General features: G+C 68.3%; 20 protein-coding genes. 9 read left to right on the forward strand and 11 right to left on the reverse strand.

Annotation, left to right across the window (positions count from 1 at the left end; all coding sequences use genetic code 11):
• Nucleotides 1-5: 5 nt before the first annotated feature.
• On the reverse strand, nucleotides 6-836 hold the full coding sequence (locus DTA22_RS32320) for an SDR family NAD(P)-dependent oxidoreductase (protein ID WP_037244416.1): 831 nt from the start codon (nucleotides 834-836) through the stop codon (nucleotides 6-8).
• Nucleotides 833-2,434 carry a flavin-containing monooxygenase gene (locus DTA22_RS32325; protein WP_112302146.1) on the reverse strand — a complete coding sequence of 534 codons (1,602 nt, stop codon included), beginning with the start codon at nucleotides 2,432-2,434 and terminating at the stop codon, nucleotides 833-835. Before DTA22_RS32325 ends, DTA22_RS32320 begins: the two co-directional genes overlap by 4 nt.
• Before the next feature lie 70 nt (nucleotides 2,435-2,504).
• On the opposite strand from DTA22_RS32325, the gene DTA22_RS32330 reads away from it, so the two are divergent.
• Together DTA22_RS32330 and DTA22_RS32335 are read left to right on the forward strand one after the other, a co-directional pair.
• A complete protein-coding gene (locus DTA22_RS32330) occupies nucleotides 2,505-3,152 on the forward strand; it encodes a TetR/AcrR family transcriptional regulator (protein WP_112302147.1) in 648 nt (215 codons plus the stop codon).
• A gap of 93 nt (nucleotides 3,153-3,245) precedes the next feature.
• Nucleotides 3,246-4,211: a hypothetical protein gene (locus tag DTA22_RS32335; RefSeq protein ID WP_245973318.1), complete on the forward strand. Its 966-nt coding sequence runs from the start codon at nucleotides 3,246-3,248 to the stop codon at nucleotides 4,209-4,211.
• On the opposite strand, the gene DTA22_RS32340 is transcribed toward DTA22_RS32335, so the two are convergent.
• From DTA22_RS32340 to DTA22_RS32360, 5 genes are all read right to left on the reverse strand, one after another.
• Nucleotides 4,208-4,924 (reverse strand): AAA family ATPase, encoded by a 717-nt coding sequence (locus tag DTA22_RS32340; protein WP_037244423.1) that lies wholly within the window; start codon nucleotides 4,922-4,924, stop codon nucleotides 4,208-4,210. The two genes, DTA22_RS32335 and DTA22_RS32340, sit on opposite strands and share 4 nt — an antisense overlap.
• A gap of 8 nt (nucleotides 4,925-4,932) precedes the next feature.
• On the reverse strand, nucleotides 4,933-8,655 hold the full coding sequence (locus DTA22_RS32345) for a multifunctional oxoglutarate decarboxylase/oxoglutarate dehydrogenase thiamine pyrophosphate-binding subunit/dihydrolipoyllysine-residue succinyltransferase subunit (protein WP_409372256.1): 3,723 nt from the start codon (nucleotides 8,653-8,655) through the stop codon (nucleotides 4,933-4,935).
• Nucleotides 8,656-8,820: 165 nt separating this feature from the next.
• Nucleotides 8,821-12,702 carry an ABC transporter ATP-binding protein gene (locus DTA22_RS32350; RefSeq protein WP_112302148.1) on the reverse strand — a complete coding sequence of 1,294 codons (3,882 nt, stop codon included), beginning with the start codon at nucleotides 12,700-12,702 and terminating at the stop codon, nucleotides 8,821-8,823.
• A 50-nt stretch (nucleotides 12,703-12,752) separates the two neighbouring features.
• Nucleotides 12,753-13,532, reverse strand: a complete 780-nt coding sequence (locus DTA22_RS32355) for an ABC transporter permease (protein ID WP_037244427.1) — start codon at nucleotides 13,530-13,532, stop codon at nucleotides 12,753-12,755.
• The gene (locus DTA22_RS32360; RefSeq protein ID WP_112302255.1) at nucleotides 13,529-14,641 is read right to left on the reverse strand and encodes an ABC transporter ATP-binding protein; all 1,113 of its coding nucleotides are present in this window, start codon (nucleotides 14,639-14,641) and stop codon (nucleotides 13,529-13,531) included. Before DTA22_RS32360 ends, DTA22_RS32355 begins: the two co-directional genes overlap by 4 nt.
• Nucleotides 14,642-14,769: 128 nt before the next feature.
• Here DTA22_RS32360 and DTA22_RS32365 point away from each other — a divergent pair, with 128 nt between their 5' ends.
• The gene (locus tag DTA22_RS32365) at nucleotides 14,770-16,155 is read left to right on the forward strand and encodes a glutamate decarboxylase (protein ID WP_112302149.1); all 1,386 of its coding nucleotides are present in this window, start codon (nucleotides 14,770-14,772) and stop codon (nucleotides 16,153-16,155) included.
• A 1-nt stretch (nucleotide 16,156) separates the two neighbouring features.
• Here the strand turns inward: DTA22_RS32365 and DTA22_RS32370 are convergent, their stop codons facing one another.
• The gene (locus DTA22_RS32370) at nucleotides 16,157-16,843 is read right to left on the reverse strand and encodes a hypothetical protein (RefSeq protein ID WP_112302150.1); all 687 of its coding nucleotides are present in this window, start codon (nucleotides 16,841-16,843) and stop codon (nucleotides 16,157-16,159) included.
• A gap of 99 nt (nucleotides 16,844-16,942) precedes the next feature.
• Here DTA22_RS32370 and DTA22_RS32375 point away from each other — a divergent pair, with 99 nt between their 5' ends.
• Both DTA22_RS32375 and DTA22_RS32380 read left to right on the forward strand, forming a co-directional pair.
• On the forward strand, nucleotides 16,943-17,797 hold the full coding sequence (locus DTA22_RS32375; protein ID WP_112302151.1) for an AraC family transcriptional regulator: 855 nt from the start codon (nucleotides 16,943-16,945) through the stop codon (nucleotides 17,795-17,797).
• 4 nt (nucleotides 17,798-17,801) lie between these two features.
• A complete protein-coding gene (locus tag DTA22_RS32380; protein ID WP_037244984.1) occupies nucleotides 17,802-18,197 on the forward strand; it encodes a VOC family protein in 396 nt (131 codons plus the stop codon).
• Nucleotides 18,198-18,206: 9 nt separating this feature from the next.
• Here the strand turns inward: DTA22_RS32380 and DTA22_RS32385 are convergent, their stop codons facing one another.
• Together DTA22_RS32385 and DTA22_RS32390 are read right to left on the reverse strand one after the other, a co-directional pair.
• The gene (locus DTA22_RS32385; RefSeq protein WP_112302152.1) at nucleotides 18,207-19,244 is read right to left on the reverse strand and encodes a glutathione S-transferase family protein; all 1,038 of its coding nucleotides are present in this window, start codon (nucleotides 19,242-19,244) and stop codon (nucleotides 18,207-18,209) included.
• A gap of 30 nt (nucleotides 19,245-19,274) precedes the next feature.
• The gene (locus tag DTA22_RS32390) at nucleotides 19,275-19,997 is read right to left on the reverse strand and encodes a GNAT family N-acetyltransferase (RefSeq protein ID WP_052033806.1); all 723 of its coding nucleotides are present in this window, start codon (nucleotides 19,995-19,997) and stop codon (nucleotides 19,275-19,277) included.
• 70 nt (nucleotides 19,998-20,067) lie between these two features.
• Here DTA22_RS32390 and DTA22_RS32395 point away from each other — a divergent pair, with 70 nt between their 5' ends.
• Both DTA22_RS32395 and DTA22_RS32400 read left to right on the forward strand, forming a co-directional pair.
• Nucleotides 20,068-20,691, forward strand: a complete 624-nt coding sequence (locus DTA22_RS32395; RefSeq protein WP_235214481.1) for a PadR family transcriptional regulator — start codon at nucleotides 20,068-20,070, stop codon at nucleotides 20,689-20,691.
• A gap of 2 nt (nucleotides 20,692-20,693) precedes the next feature.
• On the forward strand, nucleotides 20,694-22,205 hold the full coding sequence (locus DTA22_RS32400) for an MFS transporter (protein WP_037244437.1): 1,512 nt from the start codon (nucleotides 20,694-20,696) through the stop codon (nucleotides 22,203-22,205).
• On the opposite strand, the gene DTA22_RS32405 is transcribed toward DTA22_RS32400, so the two are convergent.
• Nucleotides 22,159-23,565: an FAD-binding oxidoreductase gene (locus DTA22_RS32405; protein WP_409372736.1), complete on the reverse strand. Its 1,407-nt coding sequence runs from the start codon at nucleotides 23,563-23,565 to the stop codon at nucleotides 22,159-22,161. The two genes, DTA22_RS32400 and DTA22_RS32405, sit on opposite strands and share 47 nt — an antisense overlap.
• Between DTA22_RS32405 and DTA22_RS32410 the strand changes: the two genes are divergently transcribed.
• Complete coding sequence (locus tag DTA22_RS32410; protein ID WP_037244441.1) at nucleotides 23,564-24,370, forward strand: enoyl-CoA hydratase/isomerase family protein; 807 nt, start codon at nucleotides 23,564-23,566, stop codon at nucleotides 24,368-24,370. The genes DTA22_RS32405 and DTA22_RS32410 overlap by 2 nt on opposite strands.
• Nucleotides 24,371-24,462: 92 nt before the next feature.
• A complete protein-coding gene (locus tag DTA22_RS32415) occupies nucleotides 24,463-25,659 on the forward strand; it encodes a class I adenylate-forming enzyme family protein (RefSeq protein ID WP_112302154.1) in 1,197 nt (398 codons plus the stop codon).
• Nucleotides 25,660-25,666 lie beyond the last annotated feature (7 nt).

The following is a 25,666-nucleotide window of genomic DNA, read 5'->3' on the forward strand; positions in this document are numbered from 1 at the left end:
GTACCTCAGTTCGACTTCGGGAGGACGCGTCCGGCGACGAAAGCAACCACACGCTGGTAGCTCGGTCCGACGAGCCGCACCCAGGCGTCGAGGAACTTGGCGTCGGCGCCGATCAGGACGCGCGGCTTGCTCTTGCGGACACCGTTCACGATGGTCTCGGCCGCCGCCTCCGGAGTGGTGCGTGCGAGTTTCTGGTCGAAGAACTGCGCGAACGTGTCGAGGTCCTCGCCCGGGCCCGCGGTGGCGTTGCGGGCGATGGCCGTCTTGATGCCACCGGGGTGCACGCACGTCACCTTGACGGGGTGCTTGGCGATCAGCATCTCCTGGCGCAGCGACTCGGTGAAACCGCGCACCGCGAACTTCGCCGAGTTGTACGCGCTCTGGCCGGGCATGGACAGCAGACCGAAGAGGCTCGAGACATTCACGACGTGGCCGTCGCCGGACGCGATGAGATGCGGCAGGAAGGCCTTGGTGCCGTTGACGACTCCCCAGAAATCCACGTCCATGATCTTCTCGATGTCCTTGAACTCGGACTTCTCGAACTCACCGTGGTAGGCGATGCCGGCGTTGTTGTACACCTGGTTGATCTTGCCGAAGTGCGCCCGCACCTCGTCGGCGTATGCGAGCACCGCCTCGCGCTGGGTGACGTCCAGGTGATCGGCCTTGACCTCGGCGCCCAGCGCCTCGGCCTGGCGTGCGGTCTCGGCGAGCCCGACCGTGTCCATGTCCGAGATCGCCAGCCTGGCACCCCGGCCCGCCAGGTTGAGGGCGAGCGCCCTGCCGATACCGGAACCGGCTCCGGTGATTACGACTACCTTGCCTGCGAACTCGCTCACTGTGCTGTCACCTTGTCGTCGTCGAGGTCGATCTGTGCCGGGATGGCGGCCGGGCCGGGGGTCTTGCCGTTCACGTGCACCGGTGCAGCCAGATCGCCGGTGGTCACGCTGTCGTACGCGGTGAGGTCGAAGCGCTTCGTCTCGTTCCGGAACTGGAACGTGAAGCCCGGCCACAGCGTGGTGTTGTTGCCGTGCTTGTCGAGGTACCAGCTCGCGCACCCACCGTTGTTCCAGACGCTGTGCGACAGCTTCTCCTGGAGTTCCGCGTTGTATCGGTCCTGGGCGTCCTGCCGGACCTCGATCTTGCCGATGCCGTACTTGTCGAGCGTCTGCAGGGCGTCGACGAGGTAGTTGAGCTGCGACTCGATCATGAAGACCATCGAGGTGTGGCCCAGGCCCGTGTTCGGGCCCACCAGGAAGAACATGTTGGGGAAGTTCGCGATCGCGGCCCCCTTGTAGCCCTGCTGTCCGCCTTCGTCGAAGACGTCGGCGAGCGAGCGGCCGTCCTTGCCGAAGATGCCCTCGAACGTGGGGGAGTCGGTGACGTGGAAGCCGGTGGCGACGACGATGGCATCGACCTCACGGACGGTGCCGTCCTTCGAGACCACCGAGTTGGCCGTGACCTCGGCGATGCCGTCGGTCACCAGGTCGACGTTGTCCTGCGCCAGGGTGGGGTAGTAGTTGTTCGAGATCAGCATGCGCTTGCAGCCGATCTGGAAGTTCGGCGTGACCTTCTTGCGCAGATCCCTGTCCTTGATCTGGCGACGCAGGTGGCGCTCGGCCGCGAACTGCAGCGGCTTCATGAAGACGGGGGCCTTCGCGAGTCCGACGACCTGGCTCTCGCGCATCCAATAGATCCCGGCGCGGCACAGCTTCTGAAAGCCGGGGAGATACTTGAACGCGGTGTGCTCGAGCTTCGTGTACTCACGGTCCGCCCGGGGCAGGATCCACGGCGCCGTGCGCTGGTACACGTCGAGGTGTGACACCTTCTTGCCGATGGCGGGCACGATCTGGATGGCCGAGGCGCCGGTACCGATGACGGCGACGCGCTTCCCCGCCAGGTCGGCGTCGTGGTTCCAGCGGGCGGAGTGGAAGATCTCGCCCTCGAAGCCTTCGATGCCCTTGATGTCGGGGAGGGACGGCTCGCACAGTGCACCGACCGCAGACACGAGGACCTTCGCGACGAAGTTCCCCTTCGTGGTGGTGACCTCCCAGCGGGTGGTCGACTCGTTCCAGTGGGCGGACTGCACGTCACAGCCGAAGAGGTGCTTGTCGCGCACCTTGTACTTGTCGGCCACCGACTGGATGTACTTCTGGATCTCGGGCTGCGTCGAGAACGACCGAGTCCACTCCGGGTTCAGCGCGAACGAGTAGGAGTACAGATGTGAGGGAACATCACACGCCGCGCCCGGGTACGTGTTGTCTCGCCAGGTACCACCGACGTCGGTGCCGCGTTCGAGCACGAGGAAGTCTGTCTTGCCTGCCTGGGTCAGCTTGATCGCCGCGCCGAGGCCGGCGAACCCGCTGCCGATGATCAGCGTGTCGATGTGCCGGACCCCTGCGGTGGGGGCGGAAGTATCTGTGACGGGGAGACTCATGTAAGAAACAATAGGGCGCTATTGAGGGACAGTCAATAGCCTATTGACCTTCATTCAGTAGTCCTGTCTCATGGACGTCGTGAAGCGGACCCGTCTCAGCCCCGAACAACGGCGCGCGCAACTGATCGACCTCGGCGCGAAGATGCTGGCGCAGCGCCCGTTGGAGCAGATCTCCGTCGAGGACATCGCCGATCAGGCCGGTGTCTCCCGCGGCCTGCTGTTCCACTACTTCGCCTCCAAACACGACTTCCACCTCGAGATCGTGCGACACACCAGCAGCGAGATGCTCGCCCGCACCGCCCCCGACCCGTACGTCGGGGAAGCGCGGGATCCGATGCAGATCCTGCGCTCGGTGCTCGCGTCCTACGTCGACTACGTCAGCGAGAACCGTGGCACCTACGTGTCGCTCCTGAGGGGGACGGCGAGTGGCGACCCGGACATGCGCGCCGTCTTCGAGCAGACCCGCGCCGTGATGTCCGAACGGACCCTCGAACAACTCCCGGCGATCGGCATCGAGCCCACCAAGGCCGTCGCACTCGCCGTCCGGGGCTGGATCGCCTACGTCGAGGAAGTCACGATCACCTGGCTGCGCGACCCGCACCTGACCCGAGACGAGCTGATCGAACTCAACGTCCAGGCCCTTCCCGCGCTCGCCATCGCCGCCGCACCCGAGATCGCCGCAGCGCTGGTGTCGGCCACCACGACCCGACACCCCTAGTACCCGGGGCACACCCGTAGTACCCGCGGGTGACACCGGTTTCGTTCCCCGGCGTGACGTCGCGACGCATGCGACGTTCCTAGCGTTCTCGTCATGACCACACTCGATCTCCGCTCCCGCGTCGTCGCGTCCCGCCAGGTGCCGCTGGCGGTGATGGTCGCAGCGATGTCCGCCCTCGCGCTGGTGTGCGCCGTCGGACTCGTCGTCGACGACCGGACCGTGCTCGGAGTGTCCGTGTGGCTCAAGCCGCTGAAGTTCGCGATCTCCTTCGCGCTCTACGGGGCCACCATGGCGTGGATGCTGACCCTCCCGCATCGAGGCAGCAGATGGACACGGGTCATGGCGACGGTGTTCGCCGTGACCGGCATCCTCGACGTCGGATTCATCGCGGTCCAGGCCGCGCGCGGAACGTTCAGCCACTTCAACACGTCCGACGACGCCGTCAACACGATCGGGCAGTACGTGTTCATGACCGGTGTCCCCGGACTGTTCGTCGCGAACCTCGTGATCGCCCTGATCCTGCTGTTCCAGCGCGTGGGAGATCGTCCCCTCACCCGAGCCATCCATGCGGGCCTGTTCCTGGCGGTGGTCGGCATGGCACTCGGGTATCTCATGGGATTCCAGGGCCGGCAGTCGACGACCGACGCGAGCGGCCGCGCCGTCGAACTCGCCGCACGGCACAGCGTCGGCGTCACCGACGAGAATCCGGGACTGCCCGTCACCAACTGGAGCACGTCCGGCGGCGACCTCCGCATCCCGCACTTCGTCGGACTGCACGGGCTACAGGTGATGCTGATCGGCGCCCTCGTCCTGAGCGTTCTCGCGTCGCGGATTCCGTGGCTTCGCAGCGAGGGAACCCGCGCCTCCCTGATGGCCGTGCTGGCGCTCGCCTACACCGGACTGCTCGCCGTGCTCACCTGGCAGGCGTTCCGCGGCCAACCGCTGATCCACCCCGACGCGCTCACCCTCGCCGCCCTCGGCGGACTACTCGCCGCCACCGCCCTCGGAGTCCAGGCCGTGAGGTCCCGGGCAGAGACGGGGCAGCAGGCGCCTGCCTAGAGGTGCCGCAGGAAGCGGTCGGGTCCGTCGAGGAACGACCGCCAGTTGCGGACGAGGTCGAGCTGATTCCACTCGGGGAAGTCGATCCCGTCGTCGGTGAGTTCCCAGATCTCGGCGCCGGGCGCGGCGGCGAGCAGGGGAGAGTGCGTCGCCATGATCACCTGCGAACCCTCTTCGGCGAGATCCGCGATCACGCCGAGCAGCGCCAGGCAGGACTGGAACGACAGCGCGGCCTCCGGCTCGTCCAGAATCCACAGCCCCACGCCGATCGGACGGTCGGCGACGTACCGCAGGAACGACTGACCGTGCGAGAGCTGGTTGAACGACTGATCGTCGTTTCGGGGCCGTGACTCGTCGGCCGCACCGAACAACGAATGCATCGACTCGGCACGCAGAAAACACCCGCCGTACGGCTGCGGCCGGGCGCCGACACACGTGAGATGAGTGCCGAGGTCCGCGTCCTCGGGGCTGGATCCCGCCGACCACAACCGGTCCTGCGCCCCGCGGAACCCGCCCTGCCAGGCCGCGGCGATCGACTCGACGAGCGTCGACTTCCCGACCCCGTTCTCACCCACGATCACGGTGACGGGCCGCTCGAATGCCAGCCCGTTTTCGCACAGTTCCGCCACCGCGGGCAGGTCCAGATACCACGAAGCCGGGTCGAATCCGCTCCGTGGAGTGAACTCGACCCGGCTCAGTGGCAGATCAGTCAATCAAACGCTCAGCTGAACGCTTCGTCGATGATCTCCTGCTGTTCCACAGCGTGCACCTTGCTCGAACCCGAGGACGGTGCCGACATCGAACGACGCGAGATGCGCTTGATTCCGGACAGCTTGTCGGGCAGCAACTCGGGCAGAGCGAGACCGAAGAACGGCCACGCACCCTGGTTGGCCGGCTCCTCCTGAACCCACCGGAACTCGGTGGCGTTCGGGTAGCGGTCCAGCGTCTCGCGGAGACGACGGCTCGGAACCGGGTACAGCTGCTCGATGCGGACGATCGCGATGTCCTCGCGGTTGTCCTTCTGCTTCTTCGCCAGCAGCTCCCAGTACAGCTTGCCGCTGACCAGGAGGACACGACGCACCTTGTCGCGTTCGGCGTCGCCCGTCTCGTACGTGGGCTCCTCGAACACCGAGCGGAACTTGCCGGTGGTGAAGTCTTCGACGTCGGAGACCGCGGCCTTGTTCCGCAGCATCGACTTCGGTGTGAAGACGACCAGCGGGCGGCGGATTCCGTCGAGCGAGTGACGACGCAGCAGGTGGAAGTAGCTGGCCGGGGTGGACGGCACGGCCACGGTCATCGAACCCTCGGCGCACAACTGCAGGAAGCGCTCGATACGACCGGACGTGTGGTCGGGACCCTGACCCTCGTGGCCGTGCGGCAGCAGCAGCACGACGTCGGACAGCTGGCCCCACTTGGCCTCACCGGACGAGATGAACTCGTCGATGATCGACTGCGCGCCGTTGACGAAGTCACCGAACTGCGCCTCCCACAGCACGAGCGCGTCCGGGTTGCCCACGGAGTAGCCGTACTCGAAGCCGACGGCGGCGAACTCGCTGAGCGCGGAGTCGTAGACCAGGAACTTGCCGGGGTTCTCGCTGCCCAGGTTCTGCAGCGGGGTGTACTCGGCGCCCGTCTTGCGGTCGATGAGGACCGAGTGACGCTGCGTGAACGTGCCGCGCTTGGAATCCTGGCCGGACAGGCGAACCATCTTGCCCTGGTCGACCAGCGAACCGAACGCGAGCAGCTCGGCGAAGGCCCAGTCGATCTTGCCTTCGCGGGACATTTCGCGGCGCTTCTCGATGACCGGCTTGACGCGCGGGTGCACGGTGAAGCCCTCGGGCACGTTGACGAACGCGTCGCCGATCCGCTCGAGCACCGAGTCGTCGACGGACGTCTTCAACTTCGTGGGCAGTACCTGGTCGAGCTCGACCGACTCACTGGGCTCCGGCGTGTACTTCTCGAGTTCGCGAACCTCGTTGAACACCCGTTCCAGCTGGCCCTGGTAGTCGCGCAGTGCGTCTTCGGCTTCCTTCAGCGAGATGTCGCCGCGGCCGATCAGGGATTCGGTGTAGCTCTTACGAACGCTGCGCTTGGTGTCGATCACGTCGTACATCGCCGGCTGCGTCATCGACGGGTCGTCGCCCTCGTTGTGACCGCGACGGCGGTAGCAGATCATGTCGATGACGACGTCCTTCTGGAACTTCTCCCGGAAGTCGACAGCGAGCTGGGCGACCCAGACGCAGGCCTCGGGGTCGTCGCCGTTCACGTGGAAGATCGGCGCGCCGATCATCTTCGCGACGTCGGTGCAGTACTCGGACGAACGCGAGTGCTCCGGGGCGGTGGTGAAGCCGACCTGGTTGTTGACCACGATGTGCACGGTGCCGCCGGTGCGGTACCCGCGCAGCAGTGCCAGGTTCAACGTCTCGGCCACGACACCCTGACCGGCGAAGGCGGCGTCGCCGTGCAGCATGAGCGGCAGGACGGTGAAGCCGTCCTCGCCCTTGTCGAGGATGTCCTGCTTGGCGCGGACCAGGCCCTCGAGGACCGGGTCGACCGCCTCGAGGTGCGACGGGTTGGCCGTCAGCGACACGGTGATGTCGTTGTCGCCGAACATCTGGATGTACGTGCCCTCGGCGCCGAGGTGGTACTTCACGTCGCCGGAGCCGTGCGCGGCCGCCGGGTTCATGTTGCCCTCGAACTCGGTGAAGATCTTCGAGTACGGCTTGCCGACGATGTTCGCGAGAACGTTGAGGCGACCGCGGTGCGGCATGCCGATGACGACCTCGTCGAGCTGGTGCTCGGCGGCCTGGTCGATGACGGCGTCCATCATCGGGATGACGGACTCGGCGCCCTCCAGGGAGAAGCGCTTCTGGCCGACGTACTTGGTCTGCAGGAACGTCTCGAACGCCTCGGCGGCATTGAGCTTGCTCAGGATGTACTTCTGCTGAGCGACCGTGGGCTTGACGTGGTGCGCCTCGACCCGGTCCTGCAGCCACTGCTGCTGCTCCGGCTCCAGGATGTGCGTGTACTCGACGCCGACGTGGCGGCAGTACGCGTCACGCAGCACGCTGAGCACGTCGCGCAGCTTCATCTTCTCCTGGCCGTGGAAGCCGCCGACCTTGAACTCGCGGTCGAGGTCCCACAGGGTCAGGTCGTGCGTGCGGACGTCCAGGTCCGGGTGGCTGCGGAACTTGTCCTTGACGAACTGCAGCGGATCCGTGTCGGCCATCAGGTGACCACGGTTGCGGTACGCGGCGATCAGCTCGAGAACACGGGTGTTCTTGTCGACGGCGCCTTCGGGCACGTCCTTGCGCCAGCGGACCGGCTCGTACGGGATGTGCAGCGCGTGGAAGATCTCGTCGTAGAACTCGTCGCTGATCAGCAGGTTGTGGATGGTCCGGAGGAAGTCGCCGGACTCGGCACCCTGGATGATGCGGTGGTCGTACGTCGAGGTCAGCGTCATGAGCTTGCCGACGCCGATCTCGGCGAGGCGCTCGTCGCTCGCGCCCTGGAACTCGGCGGGGTACTCCATCGCGCCGGCACCGATGATGGCGCCCTGGCCGTTCATCAGTCGCGGCACGGAGTGCACGGTGCCGATGCCGCCGGGGTTGGTGAGCGAGATGGTGACACCCGAGAAGTCCTCGGCGGTGAGCTTGCCGTCACGCGCGCGCCGGACGATGTCCTCGTAGGCGCTGTAGAACTGCGTGAAGTTGTGGGTGTCGGTGTTCTTGATCGCGGCGACGACGAGGGACCGGCTGCCGTCCTTGCCCGGCAGGTCGATGGCCAGACCGAGGTTGGTGTGTGCGGGGGTGACCGCGTTGGGCTTGCCGTCGATCTCGGCGAAGTGCCGGTTCATGTTCGGGAACGCCTTGACCGCCTGAACGATCGCGTAACCCAGCAGGTGCGTGAACGAGATCTTGCCGCCGCGGGTACGGGCGAGGTGGTTGTTGATGACGATCCGGTTGTCGAACATCAGCTTCGCAGGGATGGCGCGAACGCTGGTGGCGGTCGGAATGGCCAGCGAGGCCGACATGTTCTTGGCGACGGCAGCAGCTGCGCCGCGGAGAACCTTCGACTCCTCCACTGCAGGCGCGGGAGCGGACGCCTTCGCGTCCTTCGCCGCGGTCTCCTTCGCGGGTGCGGCCTTCTTGGGGGCCTCGGTCTTCGGGGCAGCAGCCTTCGGAGCTGCACCGTTGGGTGCAGTCTTCGGCGCGGCGCCGTTGGCCGCCTTGGTCTGAGGCTTGGGTGCGGTCTCGGACTCGGGAACCGGGGGAGTCGACGCCTTGGCGGAGGGAGCGGCAGCAGGTGCGGCGGTGGTGGTGCCGTTCGTGCCTTGTCCGTTGGCTGCGCCTGCCTTGGCGGCGGCGTCGGGAGAGTAATCCGTCAGGAATTCGTGCCAACTCGCGTCCACGGACGACGGATCGTCCTGGAAACGCTGGTACATCTCGTCAACCAACCACTGGTTCTGTCCGAACTGGGATGTAGAGCTGCTGCTCACGGCAGGTGTTCGCCTCGTTTCTATTTCGGTACCCGATCAGAGCGCCTATATACATGAGACTAGCCCTCGCGTGTGACGTGTAGATCGCCAGGCCTGCACGTGTGAGCTGTCTCACGGCCAACCGATGGGGTCACCATCGATGACGGTTCTCGCCCCGCGATTATTCCCCGACCCGGTCTCCGCCGCATCCCACAGTCCCGAATAGTGGCCACCGGCATAGCGCAGGGTGGCGTGCGATCCGGTTTCGACCACCCGCCCCTTGTCGATGACGAGGATCACATCTGCCCGGGCCGCGGTGGCCAGTCGGTGGGCCACCACCACCGACGTCCGGGTGCGGGTCACACGGCTGCTCGCCTCGAGAACTACCTGCTCGGTGGCCGGATCGAGCGTCGCGGTCGCTTCGTCGAGCAGCAGTAGATCGGGGTCGACCAGCTCGGCCCGGGCGAGCGCGATCAGCTGGCGCTGGCCCGCCGACAGTCCCTGCCCGCGCTCGCCGATGGGGTGATGCATCCCACCCCGGAATCCGGCGATCGTGCCCAGCGCTCCGACCGCGCGGGCGGCGTCCTCGATCTCCTCGCGGCTCGCATCCGGGCGGCCGTACGCGATATTCGTGGCGACGGTCCCGGTGAACAGATGAGCTTCCTGGGGGACGACGCCGAGCCGTCCGCGGTACGCGCCGAGCGGGTACCGGCGGAGGTCCACGTCGTCGACGAGCACCGCGCCGGACGTCGGGTCGTAGAACCGGGCGAGCAGTTTCACGATGGTCGACTTGCCCGCGCCGGTCCGGCCGACCAGGGCGACGGTGGTGCCGGCGGGGATGTGCAGATCGATGTCGGTCAGGGCGTCGCTGTCCGCGCCCTGATAGCGGAACCCGACGTCCCGCAGGCACAGCTCGCCGCGCAGGTGCCCGTGGATCGGCTGGAGGTTCTCGCGCGAGGTCGCCCGCTCGATGGAACTGGGTGTGCGGAGCAGATCCCCGATCCGGAGCAGACCCACACTGGCCTGCTGGTACCCGTCGAACACCTGCGACAGCTGCTGGATGGGCCCGAACAGCAGCCCGAGGTACAGCACGAAGGCGACGAGCGTCCCGGTCGTCGTGTCGCCGCCCGCCACCTGGCGCGCACCGACGAACACCACGGCGGCCAGGGCGAGGTCCGAGAGGAACGCGATGAACGGGAAGTACAGCGAGATCGCCCGCTGTGACCGCATCCGGCTGCGCCGGTAGCTGTCGGCCCGCTCGGCGAACCGGCGGGCGGCGAACCCTTCGCGGCGGTACGCCTGGGCGGCCCGGAGCCCGGCGATGTTCTCCTGGAAGTCGGCGTTGACGAGCGAGATCCGCTCACGCGAGACCGTGTACGCCACCGAGGAGATCCGGCGGAAGATCAGCGTCGCGACGACGAGCGGTGGGATGACGGCGAGCGCCACCAGCGCCAGCGTGACGTCGGTGGCGACGAGGGCGACGGAGATACCGAGGACCGTCAGGACACTCACCACGGCGGTGGACATCCCCGTCTGGATGAACGACGACAACGCGTCGACGTCGGTGGTCATCCGGGTCATGATGCGGCCGGACAGTTCGCGCTCGTAGTAGTCGAGCCCGAGCCGCTGCAGGTGGGCGTAACTGCGCACCCGCAGCCCGAACAGCACACGTTCCCCCGCCCGGGCGGTGAGGACCGTCATCAGGGCGACGACGAGCCAGCCGGCGACCACGAGGGCGACGCCGACCCCCGCCGCGGTCCAGAGCGTGGCGGAGTCCTGCGGGACGACACCGCGGTCGATCGCGAACCGGACGATCGAGGGGAACGCGATCCCGGCGAGCGAGTCGAGCGCGAGGCAGACGACGACGGCGACGAGGAGGGCGCGGACCGGGCGCAGGATCCGCGACAGCCGGAAGTCGGGCTCGGGCAGGCGCAGGTTCCGGGTGTCGATGCCCGGGCTCTCGACGGCGGGCGGAAGGGCATTCACGGCCTGCCGGAGTTCCGGGGTCGCGGCCACGTTGCCCAGCGCTCCCGCCATCGGTCCGCCTGCGGCACGGCCGCCGCCGGGGCCCGCGCCGGGAGCCGGGGTGCGGCCGGACGAGGCGGACGCGACGGGCACGTCCCACTCCTCGGCGTCCTCCGGCCACAACTCGGACTCGGACGGCATGCGCTGATACGGCATCGGCTCGCTCGGAGCGGGGACGCTGACGTCGATGGGACCCGCGCTGTCGGGGGAGGAGAACAGTGCGCGGAAGAGCGGGCACCGCTCGTCGAGTTCGGCCACCGTCCCGGAATCGATGATCCGTCCGCCGTCGAGCACGGCGACGCGGTCGGCGAGCGACAGTGTCGAACGGCGATGCGCCAGTATCAGCGCCGTCCGGCCGCGATTCGCGCGCAGCGCCGCGAAGATCGACGCCTCGGTGGTGGCGTCGACGGCGGAAGTCGCGTCGTCGAGGATCAGCACCCGCGGGTCGGTGAGGAGTGCGCGTGCCAGCGCAATCCGCTGCCGCTGCCCGCCGGAGAGTGTGAGACCCCGTTCGCCGACCACGGTGTCGTAGCCGTCCGGCAACGCGGAGACGAACTCGTCGGCGGCGGCCATGTCGGCGGCGGCACGGATCTCCTCGGCGCTGGCGTCGGGCCTGCCGAGGGCGATGTTGGCCGCGATGGTGTCGGAGAAGAGGAACGGCTCGTCGAACACGAGGCCGACGGCTTCGCGCAACTGCTCGGCGCTCAGGTGTGCGACGTCGAACGACTCGCCCCCCGACGTGAGGGACACGGAACCCGAGGACGGGGCGTAGAAGCGGGGGAGCAGCAGTGACAGCGCGGTCTTGCCGGAGCCGGCCGTCCCGACCACCGCGACCGTCTCGCCGGGCGCGATGCGCAGGTCGAGTCCGCAGAGGATGTGCCGATCCGATTCGAATCCGAACGTGACCGAGCGCAGATCCACACCCAGCGGTCCGCCGGGCAGTGCAGTGGGGTGCGGCGGGTCCGCGACCTCCGGTTCGGCGTCGATCACCTCGTACACGCGCTCGACGGCCGCCCTGGACAGCTGTGCCATGATCACGACCGACGACAGTGTGCGGGTGACGCCGGTCATCGTGGCGACGTACGTGGCGAAGGCGAGGAACGTGCCGATCGTGATGGAGCCGTGGAGGGCGAGGTAACCGCCGACCGCGATGACGCCCACGAGACCCAGCTGGGGCAGTGCCGCCATGGTCGGCGCGAAGCGTGCATTGATCCGGGCGGCCCGCAGGCGTTCGGCGTACAGCGTGCGGCTGTGGTCTTCGAGCTGGTCGACGGCCCGGCGCTCCTGGCCGAACCCCTTGACGACGCGGACACCGGTGACGGTCTCCTCGACGTGCTGCGCGAGGTCGGCCGCCCGCTGCTGCGCCGACCAGGTGGCCGCGAACAGTTTCGGGCGCATCGCGTACACGACGAGGCACACCGCGGGGACGATCACCAGCGCGACGACGGTCAGTAGCGGTGACAGCCAGGCCATGATGCCGAGCGCGAGGACGAATTGGAGCAACGCGCCCGCCGACAACGGGACCATGGCGAGCAGGCCCTGCACCAGCTGGAGGTCGGTGATGGACCGGGAGACCACCTGGCCGGTGCGGATCTGATCCTGCCCCCGCCCGTCGAGCCGTTGCAGCGCACCCAGCAGGCCGAGCCGCAGGTCGTGCTGGACGTCGAGCGAAAGCTTCCCGGCGAGCATCCGGCGGCCGTACTGGCAGCCGAAGCGGACGCACGCGAGCAGTGCGATGAGCAGCGCGGCGATGCCGATCACCTGGGTGTCGCGACCCGAGCCGGCGGCGTCGACCGCGTACTTGGTGAGGAGGGGGAACGAGATGTCGATCCCGGCGGCGACGACCGTCACGGACAGGGCGCCGAGTGCGACGCGGCGGTGCGCCCAGCACTCACCGCTCAGCCGTCGAATCCAGCCCGGCCGTGCCTGATCCTGCTCCAGCGTCTGCTCCCGTTCGATCACCGAACCGGACGCACTCTCACTTGCCACTGGATCCACGTTAGCGCCGGGTACCGACAGGAGCGGCACCCGGCGCGGTGTCAGGTGATGTCGCGCTGCCGGGTGAGCGCCCAGCCGCCACCGACGAAGACCGCGGTCCACACGATCAGGGCGAGGGGCGCGGTGGGCCAGAGCGTCAGCCAGTCGATCTCGTTGCCCGCGGCCGCGTTCGCGACCGTCCCGAGGGTGGCGGACACGGGGAGGACACTTCCGACGGAGCCGATGCCGATCCCGCTGAGGATCGACCGGAGGATCATCTCGCCGAGGGTGTACCAGACCACGAGGGCGATGCAGCTTCCGACGGACGAGCCGGTGAGCATCGACACGCCGCCGCCGATGAGCGCCCACAGCGCCCCGCAGATCAGGGCCGCCCCGAGCATGGCGAACAGGGATCCGCGCAGTTCGAAGGTGTCACCGCCGAACGTCAGCAGCAGGGCGACGCTGACCACCTCCACCACGAGGCAGTAGAAGAAGCCGAAGGCCGCGGTGACGGCGAGCTTGGTGCCGATCACCCCGTCCCGGCCGCGAGCGGTGAGGAATGTGGTGGTGAGCGTCTTGTACCGGAATTCCGTGCCCACGTTCACCGCCCCGAAGAGTGCGGCGAACAGGACGACGAGGGCAACCGCGACCGCCAGGCCGAACAGGGTGGCGGCGAGGTTGGCCTCGCTCGGATCGGCCTCGAACGCGTCGGTGAACGCACGCATCACCGGCAGGGTGATCGCGCTCGAGAACATCCCGACGATCAGTGGTGCGAGACCGAGCATCCACCAGAAGCGCAGTGTGGTGACCTTGCGGAATTCCGCGGTGAGCAACGCTGTCATCGCGGACCTCCGGACATCGGACCGTGCTGGGGGTGTGCGGGTGGTGGACCGTAGCCCGGTGGCGGGGCGTACCCGGGAGGCGGACCGTAACCCGGCTGCGGGGCGTACCCGGGAGGTGCGTACCCGGGCTGGGGCGCGTACGCCGGCGGTGGGCCGTACCCCGCGGGCGCCGCGGCGCTCGCGCCGGCCACGTACTGGCCTGCGGTCATCGACAGGAAGAGTTGCTCGAGGTCGATGTGATCACCGGCGGCGCCGAAAATCGTGACCCCGGCTTCGGCGGCGACGGACTCGACGAGTTCGAGGGACGCGCCGACGACGGCGAGGCGCCCGTCCACGAGCGACCGGGCATCGACGATGCCCCTGGCGGCCAGGGCGGTCGCCAGCGCGGGCGGGCTCGAGGACGCGACCAGCAGCCGGCTCTGCTGCGACTTGCGCAGCTCCTCCATCCGTCCCTGATAGACGAGGGACCCGCGGCTGACGATCACGAGATTGTCGACGGTCTGCTCCACTTCGCGGAGGATGTGGCTCGAGATCAGCACGGTCCGGCCGGATGCGGCGAAGCCCTTGAGGAACTCGCGGAGCCAGGCGATGCCCTCGGGGTCGAGTCCGTTGGCCGGTTCGTCGAGGATTAGGATGCGCGGATCGCCCAGCAGCGCCGTCGCCAGCGACAGCCGCTGACGCATGCCGAGTGAGAAGCCGCCCGCCTTGCGCCCGGCAACGTCCTCGAGCCCGACGAGCGCGAGCACCTGTTGTGCGCGTGCGTCCGGTACACGGATCGCGGACGCGTACACCTTCAGGTGGTCGAGTGCCGTCCGGTTGGGGTGCAGGCTCTGCGAGTCCAGGACGGCACCGATCGTGCGCGCGGGGTCGACGAGGAGGCGGATCGGGACACCGGCGACCGTGGAGGTGCCGGCCGTCGGCTTCACGAGACCGAGGATCATCCGCAATGTCGTGGTTTTACCCGACCCGTTGGGCCCGAGGAATCCGGTGATCGATCCCTGCGGCACGGTGAAGCTGAGGTCCGTGACCGCGTCCACGTTCTTGAAACGCTTCGACAGCCCCCGCACCTCGATCGGCGCCGTGAAACTTCCCGGGATTGGTGTGGTCAACCCGTCCTCCCCTGCCACAATCGAATGGAACTGTTTCGACCCTACTGGGCTGCCGTGCCGAGATTCACCAACTGACGTACAGGGCGTCTGCGACGGCGCATGCTGAAACCACTTGATTGGGGACGCACATGAGCAAGCACCACCACCATCACCATCGCGACGTCATTTCCCCCGCGTACACGGGGCGCCTCTCGATCGATCCGTTTCCGGCGCTGCGGCTGCCGGACGAGGAAACCGATCCCGAGGCCGCCTATCGGTTCATCCACGACGAGTTGATGCTCGACGGCAGTTCGCGGCTGAATCTGGCCACGTTCGTCACCACGTGGATGGATCCCGAGGCCGACAAACTGATGGCCGAGACGTTCGACAAGAACATGATCGACAAGGACGAGTATCCCGCGACCGCGGCGATCGAGTCCCGCTGCGTGTCGATGGTGGCCGATCTGTTCCACGCTCCCGACCTGTCGACCACCGACCCGTCCAGCGCCACCGGCGTCTCGACGATCGGTTCGAGCGAGGCGGTCATGCTCGGTGGTCTCGCGCTCAAGTGGCTGTGGCGGGCGAAGCGGGAGGCGGCCGGGAAGGACACTGCGCGACCGAATCTGGTACTCGGCAGCAACGTCCAGGTGGTGTGGGAGAAGTTCTGCCGCTACTTCGACGTGGAGCCGAAGTACCTGCCGATGGAGAAGGGCCGCTACGTCATCACGCCGGAGCAGGTGCGGGAGGCGGTCGACGAGAACACGATCGGAGCGGTCGTGATCGTGGGCACCACCTATACGGGGGAGCTCGAGCCGGTGGCCGCGATCGCGGACGCTCTCGACGAACTCGCCGCGTCCGGCGGCCCGGACGTCCCGATCCACGTGGACGCGGCGAGCGGTGGCTTCGTCGTTCCCTTCCTGCAACCGGAGTTGTTGTGGGACTTCCGGGTTCCGCGCGTGGCCTCGATCAACGTGAGTGGTCACAAGTACGGGTTGACGTATCCGGGGATCGGGTTCGTGGTGTGGCGTGACCGTGAGCATCTTCCCGAGGGGCTGGTGTTCCGGGTCAACTACCTGGGCGGCGACATGCCGACGTTCACCCTGAACTTCTCGCGGCCCGGCAATCAGGTGGTGGGTCAGTACTACAACTTCCTGCGACTCGGGCGGGCCGGCTACCGGTCGATCATGGAGACGCTGCGCGACACCGCAGTTCGCGTGGGCAGACGCATCGCCGAGATCGACGGCTTCACCCTGATCACGGACGGCACCGACATTCCGGTGGTGGCGTTCGAACTCGCCGGCGACCCCGGGTTCACGGTCTTCGACGTGTCACACGAATTGCGGGCGCGGGGGTGGCAGGTGCCCGCCTACACGATGCCCGCCGATGCGGAGGACGTGGCGGTCCTGCGCATCGTCGTACGCGAGGGCTTCAGCGCCGATCTCGGATCCCTCGTCGCCGAGGCGATTGAGGAAGTGTGCGCCGAACTCCGCGAGAAGGGTGGCGGGCGTTCGACGGAACAGCACTTCGCCCACTAGGTCACGCTTCGATCGCGCGGAGTTCGTCCGGCCAGTGGGCCGGGGCGGGCCCGAACGCTTCGCGCGCGTTCTTGACGACGCCCTTGCCGATGGCCCGGTTGCCTGCGCCGCCGATGGCCGCGCCGATGCCTGCGGGCACGAGTTTGCCGAGGATCAGCGCGCTGCGGCGGGCGGCGTACTTGGTGATGAACTTGCGGACCAGGGTGCTGTTCATGCCCTTCATGGTGGGGCCGGGGATGCGGCTCGTGATGGCGCTCGCCCAGTTCTTCGCCGTCACGCCCGTCGCCTTCTGGACGATCTCCATGCCCGATTCGCCGAGCGCCACCGACAGGACCAGCGCACGCCGCTGCTGGTGGTCGGCGGCGGAGATGCCGTGCACCGACGCGACCGCGAGAGTGAGCAGCGCCGCCGCTTCCAGGAAGAACGCCGATTCGGCGCCCACCGCGGCGATGGACGCGACGGTCCCGACCCCGGGAATGGCGGCGGTGGCCCCGACTGCGCTGCCGCTGCCCGTCACGGCCAGAAGGAACATCTTCTCCATCCGCTCGACGATCTGTGCGGGCGACTCACCGGGGTGCGAGCGCCGGACCCATTCGACGTACTTGGCCACCGCGGGAGCCTGGAGACGGCTTCCGTTGTCGAGGACCGAGACCAGTACCTTCTCCACCGGTCCACCATTGCCAGCCATCGGGGCTCCCGTCTCGCCGTGTGCTTCGAGTGTGCTGGCACCGACTGTAGGTGAGTGAACGCTGTGGCCGGTGTCGGCGCCGTTGCCTAGGCTGGTTTCGTGAGCGTCGCAGACAGCGATACCGCGGTGTCGTCCGGGGCCTCCCGGCACCCGGCGGAACCGTTGCGCGCGCTGGTCACGGGATACGACGGCTACCGGCTGGCCGGATTCGAGCCCGGGATCCACCTCGGTCTGCCGTCGCCGTGCCTCACGGTGATCGTGACGATCGACGAGCCGCTCGACATCGCCGCCCAGGCGACGCCCGAGCAGGCGCCCGGTCGTTTCGACACTCTGGCCAGCGGCATCGCGACGGCGCCGGTAACGATCCGGCACGACGGCAACCAGCACGGCGTCCAGCTGGCGCTCAGTCCCCTCGGCGCCCGGTCGCTGCTGGGGGTGCCCACCGCCGCCCTCGGCGCCTGGGTCGTCGGACTCGAGGAACTGCTCGGTCCCGACGCGGGGGAACTGACCGAACGGCTGTCGCGCGAACCCGGCTGGGACGAGCGGTTCGCGATCCTCGACGAGGTCCTGACGCGCCGCGCGGAGCCGGCGGAGATCGACCCGCACCTCACCCGCGCCTGGCATCTGCTCGTCGCCGACGGCGGTATCCGGGTCGGCGAGGTCGCGCGCGAGGTCGGCTGGAGCCGAAGGCATCTGGTGAACAAGTTCGTCGCGGAGTACGGCGTGACGCCCAAGGACGTGGTGCGGTTGTCCCGGTTTCATCGTTCGCACCGGATGCTCAAGGGTGCCGCCGGGGCGACGCTCGCCGACGTGTCCGTGGTGTGCGGGTACTACGACCAGGCCCACATGGCGCGGGACTGGCGCGACCTCGCGGGCGTCGCACCGTCGCGGTGGCGCGAGATCGACCCGTTCTCATTCGTCCAAGACCCCTACCACGACGACGGCGCAGAGTGAGGACATGACTACTTCGACGCACACCACATGTGTATGGCCCACGCTCGTCTACCGCGACGCGCGCGCCGCGATTCGCTTCCTCGTCGACGCCTTCGGGTTCGCCGAGAACGCGGTGTACGGCGAGGGCGACCGGGTCGATCACGCAGAACTCGGCTGGCCGAAGGGCGGCGGGATCATGCTCGGTTCGCCCAGCGAGGATTCGGTCATCAGCGACCTGCCGCCGGGGACGGGCTCGGTGTACCTCGTCGTCGACGACCCCGACGCGCTCCACGAGCGCGCCGTGGCCGCCGGTGCCACGATCGTCCGCGGACTGCGGGACGAGGACTACGGATCGCGCGGCTTCACTTGCCGCGACCCCGAGGGTGTGTTCTGGAGTTTCGGCACCTACACCGGCGCGTAGACCGCCCGATCACGCCCCGTGCCCGGCCGGGACCTCCTCGCCGGGCCTCGGCGGAGGTGGCGGCGTGCCGTCACCGAACGGCCTGCCGCCGAGTTGTTCACGCCCGTGCGGCTCGAGCCAGCCGGACAGGTCGGGACCCTTCGGCACGATCCGGGTGGGATTGATGTCGGTGTGCACGATGTAGTAGTGCTGCTTGATCTGGGTGAAGTCGATGGTGTCGCCGAACCCGGGTGTCTGGAAGAGATCGCGGGCGTAGCTCCACAGCACGGGCATCTCGTCGAGTTTTTTCCGATTGCACTTGAAGTGTCCGTGATAGACCGCGTCGAACCGGGCCAGGGTGGTGAACAGTCGCACGTCGGCCTCGGTGATCGTGTCGCCGACGAGGAACCTGCGGTCGGTCAGACGGTCCTCGAGCCAGTCGAGGCGGGCGAACAGGCGGTCGTACGCGGATTCGTACGCCTCCTGGGATCCGGCGAAGCCGCACCGGTACACCCCGTTGTTGACGTCGCGGAACACGAGATCGGCGACCTCGTCGATCTCGTCGCGCAGCGGCTCGGGGTAGAGGTCGGGCGCGCCCTCGCGGTGGTATCGCGTCCATTCCGAGGACAGATCGAGGGTGATCTGCGGGTAGTCGTTGGTGACCACCTGCCCGGTGGGGACGTCGACGATCGCGGGCACGGTGATGCCGCGGGGGTAGTCCGGGAAACGTGCGAAGTACGCGTCCTGCAGGCGCGGGATCTTCAGCACGGGGTCGAGCCCGTCCGGATCGAGATCGAAAGTCCAGCTGCGCTTGTCGTGGGTGGGGCCGCACAGCCCCATCGACAACACGTCCTCGAGTCCGAGCAGTCGCCGGACGATGATCGCGCGGTTGGCCCACGGGCACGCCCGGGCGGCGACGAGGCGGTAGCGGCCCGGTTCGACCGGATAGCCGTCACGGCCGTCGGCCGTGATGCGGGTGGGGATGTAGTGGGTGTCGCGCGTGAACTCGGCGCCGGATTCGACGTAGGCGCCTTCCGTGCTGTGCGGTTCTGCCGTTCGGTCTGTCATGGTCGACTCGTCCCCGTCTTTCGATGTCTCTCAGAGCGTACTTCGGGAGATCGTGACCGCGGCGTACGTTCCCAGTTCCCGGTACCCGGCTCGGGCAGCGAGCGCGCGCGAGGCCAGATTGTCGCGGGGTGAACGGCATTGGGCGATCAGGCCGCTGTCGAGCGCGTCGTCGGTGGCGATCCCGGCGACCGCGGCGCCCAGCCCCCGGCGCCGGAACGCCGGAGCGGTCAGGACACCGACATCGGCGAGGAAACCCTGGAACTCGGCGTACCCGGCGGAGCTGACCGGTTGCTCCGCGTCGTCGAGAATCGTGAACCATCGGTCGCGGTCACCCAGATGGGCCTCGGTGACGTCGTCCGGGGGACACGCCTCCTCGACCTGCCGGACGTGGTCGTGTTCGTGGGAGACGAGCGGTGGCTGCCCGGTCGCGGGTTCCTGGTAGTCGGTGCCGAACGCGAGCACCACGGGACCGGCGCACCGTCCGGACCGATCCTGGGTGAGGGCGAGCAGGGTCGCGGATTCGGTCAGTTCCTCCGATGTGTGCCCGTCGGCACGCTCGATCGCCCACCGCGGGCCGACGAGCGCGGACGTCTCGCCCAGGCGCAGGAATCGGATCGTGTCCGTGTCGTCGTCCACCCGGACCGCGCGGTCGTCGGCGTCCGGCCGGGTGGACAGTGCGTCGTCGGGCAATCCCAGTTCGCGTGACCAGGCGAGTCGAATGATGTCGAGGTGATGGGAGTCCACGGGACCCACGGTAACCGCTTGTTCCCCGTCGGCCCGGCCGGTATATTCCACGTGGAGTATTCGACTTGGAGTAGTGGAGGTGGTGACCGTGGCACTCACGCCGCTCGGTGTCACCATCCTCGGTCTGCTGTGTGAGCGGACGATGCATCCGTACGAGATGTACCAACTCGCCGCCGTCCGGCGTGGACGCGTCGTGAAGATCCGGCCGGGGTCGCTGTACCACACCGTGAGCAGGCTCGAAGGTGAAGGGCTGGTGCGCACCACCGGTACCGACCGGGCGGGAAACCGGCCCGAACGCACCATGTACGAGGTCACGGATGCGGGCCGGGAAGCGCTCGCCCAACGGGTGAGCGACATGCTCGCCACCCCCGTGCACGAGTACCCGCAGTTTCCCCTCGCGCTGGCGGAGGCACACAACGTCGACGCACCCACCGTCGTGGAACTGCTCCGGGAACGGCTCGATCACCTCACCCGCGAGATCGACGAACTCGAGACCGCCGCCGCCCTCGCCTGTTCCACCGAGACCCCCAGGATCTTCCTCCTCGGCAACGAATTTCTCGTCACCGTCGCCCGTGCGGAGCACGAATGGCTCAGCGCCCTGGTGGCCGACATCGACTCCGGAGCCCTCCCGTGGCTTTCGCCGGAACTTCTCGAACGACTCACACACTCACGCCGGATCCCATCCGGTTCAGCAAAGGATTGATGATGGACACCGAGCGCACCGCACCACCCACGTCGCCACCCGAGCACCGAAATCCCTGGCCGGCGCTGTGGGCCCTCGTCATCGGCTTCTTCATGATCCTCGTCGACAGCACCATCGTCGCGGTGGCCAACCCGGCGATCATGAACGACCTGCACACCGACATCAACAAGGTCGTCTGGGTCACCAGCGCGTACCTGCTGGCGTACGCGGTGCCGCTGCTGGTCACCGGTCGCCTCGGTGATCGGTTCGGGCCCAAGAACATCTACCTGATCGGGCTCGTCCTGTTCACCGGGGCGTCGCTGTGGTGCGGACTGTCCGGCACCATCACCATGCTCATCGTCGCCCGGGTCTTCCAAGGACTGGGCGCCGCACTGATGACGCCGCAGACGATGGCCGTCATCACCCGCACGTTCCCGCCGGACCGCCGCGGCACCGCGATGGGTCTGTGGGGCGCCGTCGCCGGGGTCGCCACCCTGGTGGGACCGCTCGCGGGCGGCGTGCTCGTGGACAATCTCGGCTGGGAGTGGATCTTCATCGTCAACGTCCCCGTCGGCGTGATCGCGTTCGTGCTGGCCTGGCGACTGGTGCCGTCGCTCGAGACCCACGAGCACAAGTTCGACATCCCCGGGGTGGTCCTCAGCGCGCTCGGCATGTTCTTCCTCGTGTTCGGAATCCAGGAAGGCAGCTCCTACGACTGGTCGGCGACCGTGCTGGCATCGATCGGCGCCGGCCTCGTCCTGCTCGGCGTCTTCGTCTGGTACCAGTCCTGGAACAAGAACGAGCCGCTCCTGCCGCTGGGCCTGTTCAAGGACCGCAACTTCTCGCTCGCCAACGTGGCGATCACCTCGATGGGATTCGCGATCACCGCGATGGTCCTGCCGCTGATGTTCTACACGCAGGCGGTGCGGGGTCTGTCGCCCACACGGTCGGCCCTGCTGCTCGTGCCCATGGCCGTCCTCACCGGCGTGTTCGCTCCGTTCATCGGCAAGCTCGTGGACCGCACCCACCCGCGGTACATCGCGGGCGCCGGATTCCTGCTGTTCTCGATCGCACTCGGCTGGCTGTCCATGGTCATGTCACCCGACGTGGCGATCTGGAAGCTGCTGCTGCCCATCGGACTGATCGGCCTCGCCAACGCGTGTATCTGGTCGCCGCTCGCCGCCACGGCCACGCACAACCTTCCACCCCATCAGGCGGGCGCCGGAGCCGGCGTCTACAACACCACCCGCCAGGTCGGCGCCGTGCTCGGCAGCGCCGCGATCGGCGCACTCATCACGGCCCGCCTGTCCGCTCAGGGACTGAATGCCGACAGCCAGGAGGCCGGTGTGGGGGAGATGCCCGAGTTCGTGAAGGAACCGTTCGCGACGGCGATGTCGCAGTCGATCTGGCTGCCCGCCGCCGTCCTGCTTGTCGGGTTCGTCGCCTCCGTGTGCTTCGCGCGACCGTTGCGCGAGAAGAAGCCCGGAGTCAGTGCGGGCGACGCAGCCAGTCGGGAAACATCACTGCAGGGTTGAGGTAGCCCGCGGGATCGAACGCCTGCTTGATCGTCCACATCGCGGTGATGTCCTCGCGGCTGAGGGCGAGGTCCAGATAGTTGCGCTTGTGTGCGCCGACGCCGTGCTCGGAGGCGATGTTGCCGCCGTGATCGCGGATCAGTTCCGTGACCGGCCGGTACAGCACGGACTCGTCGGGGCAGCGCAGCACGTTGAGGTGGACGTTGCCGTCGGCGACGTGCCCGAAGAACACCGGGATCGCGTCGGGTTCCCGGCTCGTCACCATTGCGACCGCGTCGGCGACGAATGCGGCGAGGGTGTCCAGCGGGAGGGCGGCGTCGAACTTCAGCGGGGGTCCGAACAGTCCGACCACGTCCGCGAACGCGTCCCGCGCCGACCACACCCGGGCGCGGCCTGCGGGATCGATCCCGACGGCGGGTTCGTCGTCGGGAGCGCACTGCTCCAGCGCCTCCGCCAGCTCGTCGGTGAGGTCGCGGTGGCCGGCCAGCTCGACGAGGAGATACCACGGCAGACCCGTGGGAACTGCGAAACCCAGCCGCGAGGAGGCCAATTCGAGCCCGCGGCCGTCGAGCATCTCCACGGCGTCCACCCCCTCGAGCCGCCGGACGACGCGAGCCGCGTCGATCAACCCGGGCAGTTGTGTGAAGCCGGCGAGGGCCGTCACGCGGAACTCCGATACGGGGCGGAGCGCGAGATCGACGGTCGTGACCACGCCGAGAGTGCCCTCGCTGCCGACCCACAGCGCGGGCAGATCGTATCCGCAGTTCTCGGCGCCCACCCGCATGCTGCGCCGCACGATCGCCCCGTCGGGGAGCACCACCTCCAGGCCCAGCACCTGCGCGGACATGTGGCCGTACCGCACGGTGTGCAGCCCTCCGGCATTGGTCGACACCATGCCGCCGATCGTCGCGGTATCGCGGGAGGCGATGTCGACGCCGAACAGCAGTCCCGCGTCGGACGCGGCGTGCCGGAGCGTCGCGAGGGTGACCCCGGCGCCGACGGTGACACGCAGGTTCTCGCGGTCGACGGCGCCGACCGCGGTCAGCCGTTCCGTCGACAGCAGCACGTCGTCGTACTCGGGAACCGTGCCCGCTTCGAGTCCGGTCCGGCCACCCTGCACGGTGACCTTCACACCCGCTCGGCGGCAGATGCCCAGCACGGCCGAGACTTCCGCGGCATCCGCGGGCCGGGCGAGTGCGCTCGCCCGCCCGCTGTAGCGTCCCGTGTGGTCGGTGGCGCGGGCTGCGAGCACGTCCGCGTCCACGGTCACGAACCGTTCTCCGACGACGTCGGCCAGCGCCGCGCGCAGCGAGTCCACACCCCGATCGTAGGCGGAACGCGTGTGGCAGTCTGGCGGCATGACTGAGCCTGCCGCTGCGGCGCATCCCACCCGACTCGAGCGTGTCCGTACCGACGCCGGCGCCGAGATCGCGATCCTGACGTTCGCCCACGGCGCGCTGAACCTCTTCGATCAGGCGATGTTCGACGCCGTGCAGGCCGACGTCGCGGCGCTCGCCGAGAATCCGCCGCGCGCGGTGCTGCTGCGCGCCGAGGGCAAGGTGGTCTCCGCGGGGGTGGACGTCCACGTGTTCGACGGGCTCACCGCGGAACAGGGCGCGGATCTGTGGCAGGAGCTGTTCGCCGAGATCTGCCATCCGCTCGAGGCGCTGCCGTGCCCCGTCGTGTACTCGGCGCACGGACTGACGCTGACCGCGGCCTTCGAGATCGCGCTCGCCTGCGACATCATCCTCGCCGCACCGAAGGCGAAGTTCGGACTGGTCGAGACGGTGGTGGGGCTGACCCCGTCGATGGGCGGTCCGCAGCGGCTGGCCGAGCGGGCGGGGTCCGGCCGCGCCCGGGAACTGGTGATGACCGGCGACCTGTACGACGCCGCGACCCTGCGCGACTGGGGTGTGGTCAACGCCGTCCACGAGGACGTCGACGCGGAGGCCCGCGCGCTCGTCGCACGCCTGGCGGACGGGCCGACGCGCGCACACGACGCCACGAAGCAGATCATCTCCGCGTGGCGGTCGGGCGGAATCGCGCACGCCGACTCGATCACGCCCGACGTGTCGGGTGCGCTGTTCGAGACCGAAGACCTCCGGGGTGCGGTCCGCAGCTTCCTCGACGTCGGACCGGGCAAGGCGACGTACCGCGGACAGTAGGCGTCGGCGATCCGCTCCCCGCAACTGTGACGGGCGTCATATAGTCGTGGCAACGTCCCGGTCGCGCAGCAGTGTCGTCAGCGGAGGTGCAGATGCCGTCGTCCCTCGTCGAGTACCCGAGTAGTGGTCCCTTCTTCCACGACGACCGGGTGGTCCGTGGTCGCGACGGCCTGCTCCGGTACGGCGGGCTCAACCCGTCGCTCACCGAGCTGCTCGACATCTCGGTACACCGCTACGCGGGCCGGGTCGCCGTCGAGGAGGACGGTGGCCGGTCGCTCACGTTCTCGCAACTGTGGACGTCCGCGGCGCGGGTGGCCGGCGGGCTGAAGTCGAAGGGCGTCGAGATCGGCGACCGGGTCGCCGTCCGGCAGCCCATGGGGGTCCGCTGGGTCGAGGCGTTCCTCGGGGTGTTGCTGGCCGGCGGCGTTCCGGTCGGGGTGAGCCCGGCACTCGACGACGCGCGGACCGGCGAGGTGCTCGCCGACAGCGAGTCGGTGCTGATCCTCGACGGCGAACTGCCGGAAGGAATCTCGTTCATCGACGACGGCGCGAGCCCCGACGAGCTGGTGCTGCTGTCGTACACGCCCGGACCGTCGGAGTCCCCGAAGGGCGTGGAGCTGAGCAACGAGAACGTCCTCTCGACCATCGAATCCGTGCTCCACGCGCGCGGGTTCAGCTCCGAGGGACTGCGGAATCTGCTCGTCGAACCCGAACTGCATACCGTGGGTTCGCTCGTCGAATTGCTCTCGACGCTGGTGGTGGGCGGAACTGTCCTGTTGACCGGGAGCACCGACGCGGCGTCGTGGCGCGGCACAGGCGCCGACGTGCTCACCGCGGCGCCTGCCGTCCTCCTGCGGGCCGTGGAGAACTCGCGGGTGACGAGTTTCGGCCGGCGGGCGGTGCGCTGGATCGACTACAGCGGCTCCGGCCTGTCCCTGGAGCAGTCGCAACTTCTCCGGCGGACGTTTCCTGCGGCCAGGCACTTCCTCGGGTGGGGGATGACCGAGACGTGCGGGGCGGGCCTGGCGCTACCCGACGAGTGCGCTCTGACACACGCGGGCAGCGTGGGCGTCGCGTTCGGCGGGATGGAGGTGGCCCTCCTCGGTCCCGACGCCGGCCGCGGTGTCGGCGAATTGCTGTGTCGTGGTCCGGGAGTCAGTCGCGGCTACTGGAATCGGCCCGAGGTCACCGCGAAGACCTTCACGGGTGGCTGGTTTCACACCGGCGACACCGCGAATATCGACGGCGACGGCTTCGTCCGTATCGTCGACCGCGACACCGCTGCCTAGGTGGTGC

The organism is Rhodococcus wratislaviensis, assembly GCF_900455735.1.
Classification (GTDB): Bacteria; Actinomycetota; Actinomycetes; order Mycobacteriales; family Mycobacteriaceae; genus Rhodococcus_F; species Rhodococcus_F wratislaviensis.

Coding starts and splice junctions, on each gene's coding strand:
- DTA22_RS32415 (WP_112302154.1), top strand. CDS start 24,463: ATGCCGTCGTCCCTCGTCGAGTACCCGAGTAGTGGTCCCTTCTTCCAC.
- DTA22_RS32335 (WP_245973318.1), top strand. CDS start 3,246: ATGACCACACTCGATCTCCGCTCCCGCGTCGTCGCGTCCCGCCAGGTG.
- DTA22_RS32400 (WP_037244437.1), top strand. CDS start 20,694: ATGGACACCGAGCGCACCGCACCACCCACGTCGCCACCCGAGCACCGA.
- DTA22_RS32355 (WP_037244427.1), bottom strand. CDS start 13,532: ATGACAGCGTTGCTCACCGCGGAATTCCGCAAGGTCACCACACTGCGC.
- DTA22_RS32370 (WP_112302150.1), bottom strand. CDS start 16,843: ATGGCTGGCAATGGTGGACCGGTGGAGAAGGTACTGGTCTCGGTCCTC.
- DTA22_RS32345 (WP_409372256.1), bottom strand. CDS start 8,655: ATGTACCAGCGTTTCCAGGACGATCCGTCGTCCGTGGACGCGAGTTGG.
- DTA22_RS32380 (WP_037244984.1), top strand. CDS start 17,802: ATGACTACTTCGACGCACACCACATGTGTATGGCCCACGCTCGTCTAC.
- DTA22_RS32365 (WP_112302149.1), top strand. CDS start 14,770: ATGAGCAAGCACCACCACCATCACCATCGCGACGTCATTTCCCCCGCG.
- DTA22_RS32385 (WP_112302152.1), bottom strand. CDS start 19,244: ATGACAGACCGAACGGCAGAACCGCACAGCACGGAAGGCGCCTACGTC.
- DTA22_RS32330 (WP_112302147.1), top strand. CDS start 2,505: ATGGACGTCGTGAAGCGGACCCGTCTCAGCCCCGAACAACGGCGCGCG.
- DTA22_RS32410 (WP_037244441.1), top strand. CDS start 23,564: ATGACTGAGCCTGCCGCTGCGGCGCATCCCACCCGACTCGAGCGTGTC.
- DTA22_RS32405 (WP_409372736.1), bottom strand. CDS start 23,565: ATGCCGCCAGACTGCCACACGCGTTCCGCCTACGATCGGGGTGTGGAC.
- DTA22_RS32325 (WP_112302146.1), bottom strand. CDS start 2,434: ATGAGTCTCCCCGTCACAGATACTTCCGCCCCCACCGCAGGGGTCCGG.